General features: G+C 55.9%; 10 protein-coding genes. 6 read left to right on the forward strand and 4 right to left on the reverse strand.

What is annotated here, in order from left to right; all coding sequences use genetic code 11:
* Positions 1 to 1,450, reverse strand: a 1,450-nt coding sequence (locus B2590_RS00770; RefSeq protein WP_286810706.1) for a hypothetical protein, incomplete at its 3' end; no start/stop codon positions are given.
* Positions 1,451 to 1,484: 34 nt separating this feature from the next.
* On the reverse strand, positions 1,485 to 2,996 hold the full coding sequence (locus B2590_RS00775; protein WP_075196458.1) for a flagellin: 1,512 nt from the start codon (positions 2,994 to 2,996) through the stop codon (positions 1,485 to 1,487).
* A gap of 381 nt (positions 2,997 to 3,377) precedes the next feature.
* Here B2590_RS00775 and B2590_RS00780 point away from each other — a divergent pair, with 381 nt between their 5' ends.
* From B2590_RS00780 to B2590_RS00800, 5 genes are all read left to right on the forward strand, one after another.
* Positions 3,378 to 4,880, forward strand: coding sequence for a flagellin (locus tag B2590_RS00780; RefSeq protein WP_286810707.1), 1,503 nt, complete (start codon positions 3,378 to 3,380; stop codon positions 4,878 to 4,880).
* Positions 4,881 to 4,951: 71 nt separating this feature from the next.
* Positions 4,952 to 5,392 carry a flagellar protein FlaG gene (locus tag B2590_RS00785; protein WP_041332462.1) on the forward strand — a complete coding sequence of 147 codons (441 nt, stop codon included), beginning with the start codon at positions 4,952 to 4,954 and terminating at the stop codon, positions 5,390 to 5,392.
* 181 nt (positions 5,393 to 5,573) lie between these two features.
* Positions 5,574 to 7,565 carry a flagellar filament capping protein FliD gene (gene fliD / locus B2590_RS00790; RefSeq protein WP_085679976.1) on the forward strand — a complete coding sequence of 664 codons (1,992 nt, stop codon included), beginning with the start codon at positions 5,574 to 5,576 and terminating at the stop codon, positions 7,563 to 7,565.
* A 36-nt stretch (positions 7,566 to 7,601) separates the two neighbouring features.
* Positions 7,602 to 8,003 carry a flagellar export chaperone FliS gene (fliS, locus tag B2590_RS00795; protein WP_007154096.1) on the forward strand — a complete coding sequence of 134 codons (402 nt, stop codon included), beginning with the start codon at positions 7,602 to 7,604 and terminating at the stop codon, positions 8,001 to 8,003.
* Between the two features lie 181 nt (positions 8,004 to 8,184).
* Positions 8,185 to 9,396 (forward strand): argininosuccinate synthase, encoded by a 1,212-nt coding sequence (locus B2590_RS00800; protein WP_036210071.1) that lies wholly within the window; start codon positions 8,185 to 8,187, stop codon positions 9,394 to 9,396.
* Here the strand turns inward: B2590_RS00800 and B2590_RS00805 are convergent.
* The gene (locus B2590_RS00805) at positions 9,393 to 10,418 is read right to left on the reverse strand and encodes an AraC family transcriptional regulator (protein ID WP_127401648.1); all 1,026 of its coding nucleotides are present in this window, start codon (positions 10,416 to 10,418) and stop codon (positions 9,393 to 9,395) included. The genes B2590_RS00800 and B2590_RS00805 overlap by 4 nt on opposite strands.
* A gap of 282 nt (positions 10,419 to 10,700) precedes the next feature.
* On the reverse strand, positions 10,701 to 11,669 hold the full coding sequence (locus B2590_RS00810) for a response regulator (protein ID WP_127401647.1): 969 nt from the start codon (positions 11,667 to 11,669) through the stop codon (positions 10,701 to 10,703).
* A gap of 146 nt (positions 11,670 to 11,815) precedes the next feature.
* Between B2590_RS00810 and B2590_RS00815 the strand changes: the two genes are divergently transcribed.
* Positions 11,816 to 12,298, forward strand: coding sequence for a YajQ family cyclic di-GMP-binding protein (locus B2590_RS00815; RefSeq protein ID WP_036210083.1), 483 nt, complete (start codon positions 11,816 to 11,818; stop codon positions 12,296 to 12,298).
* The last annotated feature ends 13 nt before the right edge of the window (positions 12,299 to 12,311 follow it).

Below are 12,311 nucleotides of genomic sequence, written 5' to 3' on the forward strand. Positions count from 1 at the left end.
CAGTATTACTCCGGCGGTGACAGATGCCCATCTCACCCGAGAGTCGCGTTGCCTTGGCAACGTTGGCCAGGGATTCGTCTACGGCGATTACTTCCACGTCTTTCAGGTAGTGCGCCAGTTCCATGGCGCGCTGGCCGGACTGTGCGCCACACACCATGATCCGCAGCGTTTCCGGCAATTGTTCGGTATTCATGCCCAGCTCGGTCGCCATCATGGTTTTCAGGCTGGTTTCGGAGCGGTAGGCGAGTTTCGACCAGTTGGGCCAGGCCTGGGGAACGTCGGTTTTCTCCAGGCAAAGCTCGGCTGATTTCTCGTCGAAACTCTGTTTGATGGCTTCTTCCGAGGCACGGTTGTAGTAGCTGGCGGCCATCATCCCCTGCATGGCAACCGGCCAGTCCACCAGGTTCCAGCGGCCAAGCTGCACAGCATACTTCTGATGGAACAGAGCGCCGTACATGGCACTGACGATCAGCGAACCGATCATGCCGTCCTGTTGCTCGCCCATCGCAAGCTGGGCGCAAATGCTGTCGTTGATGGCGGAGGCCAGCCGCTCTTCGTCGTCCTCCGCTGTCAGGGCGTAACCGGTGCGATCGGCGTAAACCGCCAGCGCCAGCGCCAGCGGCTGGAGCTCGTCCCTCAGTTCAACGGTTTGCGCAACTTCGGCAATGACCGCTCGGCGCAGCAGCGTGACCAGCTCTTCCACGGTGGGGTCTGGCATCAGAGTTTTTTCCAGTGCCAGGATCAGCAGTTCGTCTTCGCTCGCGGCGACCAGATCCACCTGGGCATTCGGGTTTTCCAGATCGTACTGCTGGCGGATGATGGTACCCACGAACCGGCCGATTTCCTGGTGGGGCAGGCCGTCATGACGCAGCAGGAGGATGGCGTCCCTAACCAGTTTGGTATCGACCCTGTTGACATCCAGGTGCTCGGCGCAGGTCAGCATACCGCTATAAATGGACGGCCATTCCAGGCCCATCTCCAGCAGTTTGCGGTAGTGCAGGTAAGCCACATCGAACTGGCCCTGCAGCCGCTTGGCATGGGCAACCCCGCCAAAGGCGGCGGCGGATTGCCGGTCTATCTCAAGGGCTTGGATGAAATACTGCTCCGACAGAGCCGGGCGCTCGGACTTGATCGCCCAGTAACCCAGGTTGGTGAACTGCTGCGGCTGCATGGGATCATGGTTCAGGCTATCGGTGAACAGGGCGTGTGCCTTGTCAAGCGCGCCGTCATCCATTTCCACTCGCCCCAGCAAGCCCAGTGCGCCCGCATTGCCCGGCTCCTGCGCCAGTACTTCATTCAGGTAGTCGCGGCATTCCTGCCGCGCCTTGATACGCTGAACCAACGACGCCGGACTGTTGGACTCCGCATAGGCCAGGTTCGCCTGCAGCAGGAGCCGCGCAATGTGGGCTTTTTGTGCGTCTGTGGCATGGATGTTGTGCTGTGCTTGCATGGGGCTACCCCTTTGACTCTGTGACGAAACCCGATTAACCCTGCAGCAACTGCAGAACCTGCTGTGGCCTTGCGTTGGCCTGGGCCAATACCGACAAGCCGGCCTGCTGCAGCACCTGGGTGCGGGCGAGTTCTGCGGATTCGGCGGCAAAGTCTGCATCACGAATTCGTGAACGCGCGGCCGACAGGTTCTCAGAGGTCGTGCTCAGGTTGGCAATGGTCGACTCGAGTCGATTCTGGGCAGCGCCCAGGTCGGCACGAATGCCACTGATGGTTTCCAATGCCGCATCCACAACTGCGAGTGCGCTGGTTGCGCCGTCAACGGTGCTTATATCGATACCTGCCACTTCTTCAGGCGTAGAGCCGGCGGCGGTATTCTGTGCACTGTTCAGGACGCTGCCTGCGGCCAGGGTGGCGTCAGACGTCGCGGCGAAGCTAACGGACGAGTCCAGCGTCAACTCACCGGCAATCCGTGTGGCATTAGCGCCACCACTTGTCAGTTCGATGGCGCTCGGGTCGCCGCTACCCTGTACCGCCAACTGTTGAGAGCCGGCAGCGGTAAAGTCTTCGATAGTGATGTCTTTACCCTGTTCCTGAATCAGCGTGATACTGCCGTCGTTAGCAACTTCCGCGGTAATGCCGGTCTTACCAGACGCGGCGTTCACCTCACGTGCAATCGCTGAGAGGTCGTTTGCATCGGTGATCTGCGCGGAAATGGTCGCTGAGCTGCTCCCATTGGAAAGGGTGAGCGACACGGTTTGAGGCACGGCGATTGGCGTGGTAGCGGTGTTGCTCAGGGTCGCCGATGTTCTTGCCGTCGCGTTCACACCCGTCGTGGCACCGATGTCGTTGATGGCTGCGGCGATGTCTTCTGCCGTGTCACCTGCTGTAATGGGCACCACCTGGCTGTCCAACGAGCTGGAAATGGTGAGATTCTGCGTGGCGATCGTGTTTTGTGCGGGTAACGTCGCATTCGCTGCGGTTGTTGAACCGGTGCCCTGGTTCAGGGTTGCGTTGGCCGCGTCGAGCGTGTTGTTGGCCAGGTCGGCGGTTCGGGCGCCTTCGATGGAAACGGCGATGCTCTGGTTTTCATTGGCGCCAGCCTGGAATTTTTGGGCCTGGAAGGTGCCGTCCAGGAGTTTCAGCCCGTTGAACTCGGTGGTAGTGGCAATGCGCTCCAGCTCGCCTTTTAGCTGGTTTACTTCGGACTGCAGGGCCTTCCTGTCAGATGCGGAGTTCGTTGCGTTGGCGGATTGTACCGCCAGTTCCCGAATGCGCTGCAGGATGTTCCCGGATTCGCCCAGCGCGCCTTCAGCAGTCTGAGCCAGAGAAATACCGTCGTTGGCGTTTCGAATGGCCTGGTTGAGGCCTTTGATCTGCGATGTGAATCGCTCAGAGATGGCAAGCCCGGCAGCGTCGTCCTTGGCGGAGTTGATGCGCAGGCCGGATGACAGCCGCTGCAGGGCAACGTTGGAGTCTTCCTGTGAAGTGTTCAGGTTTCGCTGAGCATTCAGCGACGCGATATTGGTGTTGATGATCTGAGGCATAACATTTCTCCCTGCTCAGAGATGCCGGTAACCCGGTGCCCGATCAAAATGGACGCCTTGCCGGCGGAAGTTCATTTAATTGCCGTTTTGCAGGGAGGTAAGCGAAGGTTGTGCCAGTTTCGGAGTTTTGTTTTTAAGATATTGATTAGTATTGGTTTTATTGGTCGTTTTGATGTTTGGGGCATGAATCCAATCGTCAGCATATAGCGGTATAAGGAAGACTATTGCCGCTTTTACATTCCCTTACAAAATACCGTTAATTTTTTCTAAAGGTACGGACGGGGGCGCCGTTAAGCGCAATAACAGGGAGGCGCTCCCAAACTGAAAATGGGCGCCATTCCTTTTCCATGAAATAACGACATATGTCGAAGGAGAAGCAATATGGCTCTCGGTATTAACACTAACGTTGCGTCACTGTCAGCTCAGAACCAGCTGAACAAATCCCAGGAGCTTTCTAACCAAGCTCTGGAGCGTCTGTCATCCGGCCTGCGTATCAACTCCGCCAAGGACGATGCTGCTGGCCTTGCAATTTCGACCCGTTTTCAGTCCCAGATCTCTGGTCTGAACGTTGCGCAGCGTAACGCCAACGACGGTATTTCTCTGGCTCAGACTGCTGAAGGTGCTCTGGAAGAAACCACCAATATCCTGCAGCGTATCCGTGAGCTGTCTGTTCAGTCGGCCAACTCGACTAACTCTTCTTCTGACCGCTCTGCACTTCAGGGCGAAGTAAACCAGCTGAAGCAAGAGCTTGACCGTATTGCCGGTACTACCCAGTTCAACGGCCTCAACCTTCTGGATGGCAGCTTCACTGCTCAGTCATTCCAGGTTGGTGCCAACGCTAACCAGACCATCTCAGTATCCGTGACCGGTGCTCGTGGTGCCGACCTTGGTAACAACACCGTATCCGGTGAAAGTGATACCACTGTCAGCCAGGGCACAGGTTCTGTTGCGGTAGCTGCGGCTGATGTGGCAACGGTTGCCAACAACACCATTGCTACACAGAACATCACCGTTTCTGGAACTGAAGGCTCTGAGGTCATTGGTATTACCCAGGGCGATACTGCAGAAGCGATTGCGGCTGCTGTTAACGCTGAAACCGGCACGACTGGTGTAACGGCTACTGCATCGACCACGGCAACCCTCGCTGGTCTGTCTGACGATGGTACGGTTTCCTTCACGCTTGGTAGTGGTGGCGACACAGCGACCATCTCCGCAGCGGTAACTACCACTGACCTGGGTGCGCTGGCCAAAGCGATCAACGATACCTCAGGCACCACTGGTGTTACGGCTGAAGCAAACGGTGGCGAAATCACACTGACCCAGGCTGATGGTAAAGACATCCGTCTGCAGGACTTTGCCAACTCAGGTAACGCTACCGGTACCGCCACGCTGCAGGGCAGTGGTGATCCGACGGCGGTTACTTTGACCGCTGGCAGCACTGACAGCACGATTGCTTCTGGTTCTGTTGAGTTCGCCTCATCCGGTGCGTTCTCAGTCAGTTCCTCGGTTGCGGAAACCGCTGGTAGCATTCTGAACGTTGCAGCAGACACCGTGGTTGGTTCTAACCTCCAGTCAGTGTCTTCTATCGACATCGGTACTGTTGCAGGCGCTAACAGCGCAATCGAGATTGCAGATGCGGCTCTTGAGCAGATCAGTGGTATCCGCGCCGACCTGGGTGCTGCCCAGAACCGGTTTGAATCCACAATCGCCAACCTGAGCACAACTGCCGAAAACCTGTCGGCCGCTAACAGCCGGATTCTGGATGCAGACTTCGCATCTGAAACTGCTAAGCTGTCCAAGGCGCAGGTTCTCCAGCAGGCTGGTATCTCTGTACTGGCGCAGGCGAATGCCCGCCCGCAGCAGGTTCTGTCCCTCCTGCAGTAACAGGGGCATAACGGCAAGGCCGGGGTCTTTGGGCCCCGGTTTACTGCTGTATGAGGATAGCGAGGTGAGCTATGAATGGCGTTAACCTGAATGGCCCGGATTTGAAGCTGATTCGTTCCAGCGAGCAAGCTCCGGCTCGGGCAATTTCGTCATCTCAGGCCGAAGGCAGGAATGCCTCCGCCCTGACTGCACCTTCATCACCTGGTCTTGCTGAGCGTTCGGAGTTGTTGTCCGGGGCTCAGGAACTTTCGAAAGCTGAGAGGCTCGAAAGGCGCAGTGAGGCACAGAAAGAGAAATTGGATGATGCCGTGTCTCAACTGAACGATTTCGTTCAGACGGTCCAGAGGGATTTGCAGTTTGAAGTGGATAACGAGCGGGGACAGACGATCGTCAAGGTCGTCGATCAGTCCACCCAAGAGGTTATTCGGCAAATTCCGGATGAAGTTGCGTTGAGGTTGGCAGAAAACTTGCAGCAGGATGAACCGCTGACGTTATTCAACACGAAGGTCTAGAGTTTGCCGCTCTTGGCCTGACGTTGAAAACGGTTGTTCAGCACCGCCGCACCCGAAAGGGGCCGGCGGTGTTTTGCTTACATGTGGTTACAAATTGGTCGGTAGAAAAGGCAAAGTTTTGCCGCTTCAGGCCGATATATGGAATAGCATTGGAAATTGCCCTCCTGAGGAGGCACATACTATGGCAAATATATCATCGTTGGGTATCGGGTCTGGTGTTCTGACCTCCGAGTTGGTCGATCAGTTGGTGCAAGCGGAACGGGCACCGACGGAAAATCGTTTGGCTCAGAAAACCGAGCGCACCCAGGCGCTGATTTCTGCCTATGGCACGCTTCGCAGTGCAGTAACAGAGCTGCGCCTTCCAATGCGGCAATTGAGTGCTCCAGATAATCTCAAAGCCTTTTCTGCAACGTCGTCCAACGAAGACGTTGCTGTGTCTGTGGACAGCTCCAAGGCTAACCGCGGTACTTACAGTGTCGATGTGACAAGTCTCGCCAGCGCTCAGGCGCTCGCGTCGCGTGATGTATTCGCGGATCGCGACAAGACCAGTGTTGGCCAGGGAACAATGACGCTTTCTGTTGGTGACAACACCACCAATATTGTTATAGACAGCAGTAACGACACGTTGCAGGGCCTGGCAAACGCAATCAACGATTCTGATGCAGGGGTTTCAGCGGGCGTAATCGATACCGGTAGTGGTTTCCAGCTCGTGCTATCGGCAGACGAAACCGGTACGGCAAACGCCGTTAGTATTTCCGTATCGGGCGACAGCGCCGGCACGGATACCGATGCCCAGGGGCTTTCCCGTTTTGCGTTTAACACATCAATGGATGCGGGCGCCGGTCTCAATGAGACAATCGCCGCGTCGGACGCCGTGATGAGTATCAATGGCGTAGAGGTTACCCGTTCTACCAATAGTTTTGAGAACGTCATTGATGGTTTGACATTTGATCTGACTGCCACTGGTACGTCCACGGTTAAGGTTGAACAGGATCTCGGTGCGGTAGCAGACCGTGTCCAGGGCTTTGTCGAGAAATTTAATGGCCTGCAGGAAACCATTGATGCGCTGGCAGGATTCAATGCAGAGAGCGGTAGCGGAAGCCTTCTGACTGGCGATAGCGTTATTCGGGGTATTCAGAACCAACTCCGCCAAGTGCTGACCCGCGTTGTTCCCGGGCTTGAAGACGCAAGTGTCCGAAGTCTGGCGGATGTGGGTATTACCACAAATTTCGAGACTGGCTCTCTGGAATTTGACCGCGAAGAGTTCATGGCGCAGTTAAAGGCTAATCCGGACGATGTCACGGCTTTGTTTGCCGAACAGGGCAGGGCTACCGACAGCCAGGTAGAGTTTGTTCGCAGTGGTGTAAACACCGAACCTGGAACCTATGATATCAACGTGACCCAGGCTGCGACCCAGGGCACGCTTGCCGGGAATGCCGCAGCCACTTTTCCCGTTACTATTGACGGAACAAATGATGAGTTTTCACTGCTGGTTAATGGTGATACCTCCGTTAACCTTCAGCTTACACAGCAGACTTACAACAGTGCACAGGATCTGGTTGACGAGATTCAGGCTCAGCTTAATAGCAACAACGCGCTGAACGCGTCAGATGGGTCCGTTCAGGTGAGCCTGGGGGCTGGGGATGAGCTGGTTTTCTCTTCCTCCACCTACGGCAGCGAGTCTTCGGTCACCTTGTCGTCCGCTGAAAGCGCGGCTACGTTTGGATTGGATGCCGCCACAAGCACGGATGGCCTCGATGTTGCGGGTACCATTGACGGAAGAACAGCTGAAGGCGAAGGGCAAACACTGTTTCTGGGCGAAAACAGCGGTGCTGCGTCTGGGCTCCAGGTACAAATATTGGGCGATCAGACTGGAAGTCGAGGCTCGATACAATTTATTGAAGGTGTTGGCGAACGTACGGTTGACCTGATCACCAACTTTGTCGGTGCCGATGGTGCAATTGATACCAGAACCGAGAGCCTGAACCGCGATCTGGAGCGAATTCAGGAAAATCAGATTCGGCTGGAAGAGAGAATTACAGCCTATCGAGAGCGCCTGGTGAGTCAATTTACAGCTGCGGATTCATTGATCTCGCAACTGAACAGTACACAGGACTTTGTGAGCCAGCAGCTTGCTGCGCTGGCACCACAGAATAATCGCAATAACAATTGATGTTTATTGCACGAAAAGCGAATAAAGAGGTCACTTATGAACGGTTTACAGGCTTACCAACGCGTAAACGCCCAAACCAGCATTACGGATGCCGATCCTCACAAGCTGATCCAGCTTCTTTACAACGGAGCGTTGGAACGCATTAACATGGCCAAAGCCAGGATGCAGGCGAAGGATTTTGAGGGCAAAGGCCGATTGATTTCCAAAGCGATTGAAATCATCGGTGGCCTCCGTGGCTTTCTGGATTTCGAGAAGGGTGGCGATCTGGCCGTGCGCCTGGAATCGCTTTATGACTACATGGAGCGGACCCTTTTTGAAGCGAATGCCAAGAATGACGTCGCTAAGCTTGATGAAGTCGCGGACCTTCTGCGCTCAATCAAAGACGGCTGGGATGGCATCCGCGAAGAGGCTACCTCCAAGCAACAGCAGGCTGTCTGAATACGACGTTCTGGTGTGAATACCGTGCATTCTATCCAAGATGCCACCTGGCGCCCTGCCGGTGGCATCCGCGGCCAGTAACGAGGCCGCCCTCTTGCCCCAATAGCCATTCCCCCCGCTGTCCCGTACAATACGCCCCTTATTTTTGATACATCCATTCTGTTCAGTCTGGAGCAAGGGCATGTCTGATATTAAAAAGGTGGTTCTGGCGTATTCCGGTGGCCTGGATACCTCGGTAATCGTTCGCTGGTTGCAGGATACCTATGAGTGTGAGGTGGTGACGTTCACCGCCGACATCGGCCAGGGCGAGGAAGTTGAGCCGGCGCGTGAGAAAGCGAAAGCGCTCGGCGTGAAGGAAATCTACATTGAGGACCTGCGCGAGGAATTCGTTCGTGACTACGTGTTCCCGATGTTCCGCGCCAACACCATCTACGAAGGGGAGTACCTGCTGGGTACCTCCATCGCACGCCCGCTGATCTCCCGTCGTTTGATTGAGATTGCCAACGAAACCGGTGCGGACGCGATTTCCCACGGCGCTACCGGCAAAGGCAACGATCAGGTTCGTTTCGAGTTAGGTGCCTACGCGCTGAAGCCGGGTGTGAAGGTGATTGCCCCCTGGCGTGAGTGGGATCTGAATTCCCGTGAGAAGCTGCTGGCTTATTGCGACGAGCGCAACATTCCGGTGGAGAAGAAGAAGGGCAAGAGTCCGTACTCCATGGATGCCAACTTGCTGCATATCTCTTATGAAGGCATCAACCTGGAGGACCCCTGGGCGGAAGCCGAGGAAGATATGTGGCGCTGGAGTGTGTCTCCGGAAGCAGCGCCCGACACGCCTTCCTATATCGAAGTGACCTATGAGAAAGGCGATATCGTGGCGATTGATGGCCAGGCCATGAAGCCTCACGAGGTGCTTGAACACCTGAACAAGGTCGCCGGCGAGAACGGGATTGGTCGTCTGGACATTGTTGAGAACCGGTATGTGGGCATGAAATCCCGCGGTTGCTACGAAACTCCGGGTGGCACCATCATGCTGCGCGCCCACCGTGCGATTGAGTCCATCACCCTGGACCGCGAAGTGGCGCACCTGAAGGACAGCATCATGCCGCGTTATGCGGAGGTGATTTACAACGGTTACTGGTGGTCCCCTGAGCGGGAAGCGCTGCAGGCGCTGATCGACCAGACCCAGACTTATGTAAACGGTACCGTGCGCCTGAAGCTCTATAAGGGCAATGTGGATGTGGTTGGGCGTAAGTCTGACGATTCGCTGTTCGATGAGAAGATTGCGACCTTCGAGGAAGACCAGGGCGCCTACGATCAGAAGGATGCTGAAGGCTTTATCAAGCTGAATGCGCTTCGGTTGAGGATTGCGGCTGGCAAGGGTCGCAAGCTTTAACTGGCCTCCCGTGACGCCCGGAACTCTCCGGGCGTCTTCCCCGTCTCTGCTTTGAACTTTCGGTGAAACGACGTTGTTTCGCTGTACCCCAGCCTCAACGCTATCTCCGGAATGCCCAGTTCGCTGTTCGCCAAAAAATCTTCCGCCATTGCCTGCCTTACCTCGTCCAGCAACTGCTGATACGAAACACCTTCCTGACTAAGTTTTCTCTGCAACGTTCGGCTGGTCATGCCCAGATGGTCTGCGACCATGTCCTGGCGGGTGATGCCGTGCATCAACTGTTTGCGAATGCTGTGTTTAACCCGGTTGGTGAGGGCTGTGTCGGTGTCCAGAGTGGCCAGTTGGCTGAGGGCGTGGGCTTCCAGGGTTTTTCGCAGCAGTGGGTCAGGCTGGCGCAGGGGAGTGCTCAGCAGGTCTTTGCGCAGAACAATGGCGTCTTCGTTGGAACGAAAACGTACCGGGCAGCCCCAGCGTTCCGTGTAGGCGCTCTCCAGCTCCGGCCCGGGGGAAGGGTGTTCGAGGTGAACTTCCACTGGCGAGGCGGCGTTGTTGTCGGCCAGCCAGCGGGCGTAGTTGATCCAGGAGGCGAAGACGTTGTCCACCATCTGGGGGCGAACGACCGGGTCGGTGTAGTTGCAGGCCCAGATCAGTCTGATGTGATCGCCGCTACCCGCAATTTGCGTCGTTCCCATGTCGCCGACCAGTTTCTCGAACGGGGCAATGCGAGCGACTGCTTCTCCCAGCGTGGCGGAGCTCATGGTGATATACCCGAGAACACTGTAGGACCCCGGTTGCACGAAGTCACCGGTTTCAAGGCCGAGGATGGGGTTATTGCTTTGTTCACAAAGCAGCCGTATGAATGCCTGGAACTGCTCGCCGTTTATACGCTCGTCGTCGGTCTGGAGAATCGATGCGTCAAGCCCGGCTTTGTTGAACAGTGCTGAGGTATCCAGGCCTTGGGCATTGGCGGCGCGGACATATTGTCTTAGGGCTGCTACGGAGGCGGTTCCGAGGGTCTTCATGATTACGGCAACGTCTTGGGGTTATTGTTGCCATCAGTATAACGGAAGCAGAAAAGAAAAAAGCCAGCTAAGAAGCTGGCTTAAAAACAAGGAAAGAACGAAAGTGCCTGAAAAATTCGTTAATTCTGCGGACTTTCCCCATTTGGCGGCGGAGGTACTACTCGGCTCCTCCGCCATGGGGGATACTGCTTAAATCCACAATTTCAGAATAGGGCTTTCGCTCATGGAAGTCTGTTTATGATGTGTGTCGCAGTGTTACGTAGCGTAATCCGACACTCTGCTTCAGGCTTTCTCAAGCTCTGGTTTGGTCTCGGTAAACCGTCGGGTCTCATAGGCATCCACCAAGCCCTGAACTGCTGCACGCTCCATCTCCTGGACCGAAGGGGTGCCGTGTTGGGCATCCGCCCTGCAAAGCACCATGCCCGCCTCAACCGAGATGTAGCCCGCCGTGGTCTTCAGAGCTTTGTGGTTAATGCCGTCGAATACGCGGCGAAAAGCGGTTGTGGAGCAATGATCGCTGTTTGGGAAGTGAGCGATAATCGCGTACTGGTTGTCGCCCACGCGGCACAGGGAGTCCATGGGCCGGATCAGATGGCTCAGGCGGCGGGCGATGCCAACGGCCAGCTCACTCATCACCGAGGGCGCATGTTTACGCTTGAGTTCCTGCCAGTTGCGAATGCCGCACAACACATAGGCAGAGGCGCCGCCACGGGACTCCGCCTGCCGCAGGCATTTGCCCAGCTTATCCCGGGCATAACGGTTGTTGCAGAGGCCCGTTTCAAGATCAATGATGTTACTGCTTTCCAGTTCGCGGTTGTTCTCAATCAACAGGGAGTTAGCGCGCAAAAGGGTGTTCTGGCGGTCCGCCATGCGGTCGGCCGCGAAAATTCTTGGAATCAGCTGCTTGGTCATGTCCGATTTATAGATGAAGTCGTCGACGCCCCGGTCGAATGCTTCTGACAGGGCCTCCACACTCTCCCGGGCGGTGAGCAGGATCACGTAGGTGTAGTGGTTGTTCTGCTCATCCTGCTGGCGGACCTGATCGGTCAGCTCCAGCCCGTCCATCTCCGGCATCAACCAGTCAGCAATCAACACACTGACTGGGCGTTGGTCAATAAACTCAAGCGCGGCAGGGGCATTGTTGGCGATTCGCACGTCGCGGTACCCTGCATTGCGGAGGGTTCGGCCCACCACCATACTGCTGAATTTGGCGTCGTCTACCACGAGGATGGGAAGATCAAGATTTGGCATTGTTAACTACTACTCACCAGTCCATTGTCAGATGCGGTGCCGGCCCGGTCTTGGTATGCTTTGGCACCTTGCGCAACCAGAAGGGCACCAGTATAGCGTTTTGTACGTGCCCTGACGTGGATAATTGTAAAAAGTGAGAACACATCATGCCTTCTTTTGACATCGTTTCTGAAATCGACATGCACGAAGTGACCAACGCCGTGGACCAGGCCAAGCGCGAGCTGGGCAATCGCTGGGACTTCAAGAACGTGGACGCGGACATCGAACTGGACGACAAAGGCATCACCATCAGCGCCGAGCAGGAATTCCAGTTGGAGCAGTTGATGGACATGCTGCGCATGGCCTTCGCCAAGCGCAATATCGATTCCCGGGCGCTATCCGAAGACGGAGAAAGCAAAGCCGGCAAACTGGTCAAGCAGCATCTGCAATTGAAGCAGGGAATCGAAACCGACATGGCCAAGAAGATCGTCAAGATGATCAAGGACGGTAAGCTCAAGGTCCAGGCCAGCATCGAAGGTGACAAAGTAAGGGTAAAAGGGAAAAAACGCGATGACCTGCAAACGGCGATTGCGCTGTTAAAGGAAGCCGAGCTGGATATTCCACTGCAGTTCAATAATTTCCGCGACTGAACCGGGAGCCACA

It is taken from the genome of Marinobacter sp. UBA3604, assembly GCF_002375325.1.
GTDB lineage: Bacteria > Pseudomonadota > Gammaproteobacteria > Pseudomonadales > Oleiphilaceae > Marinobacter > Marinobacter salarius.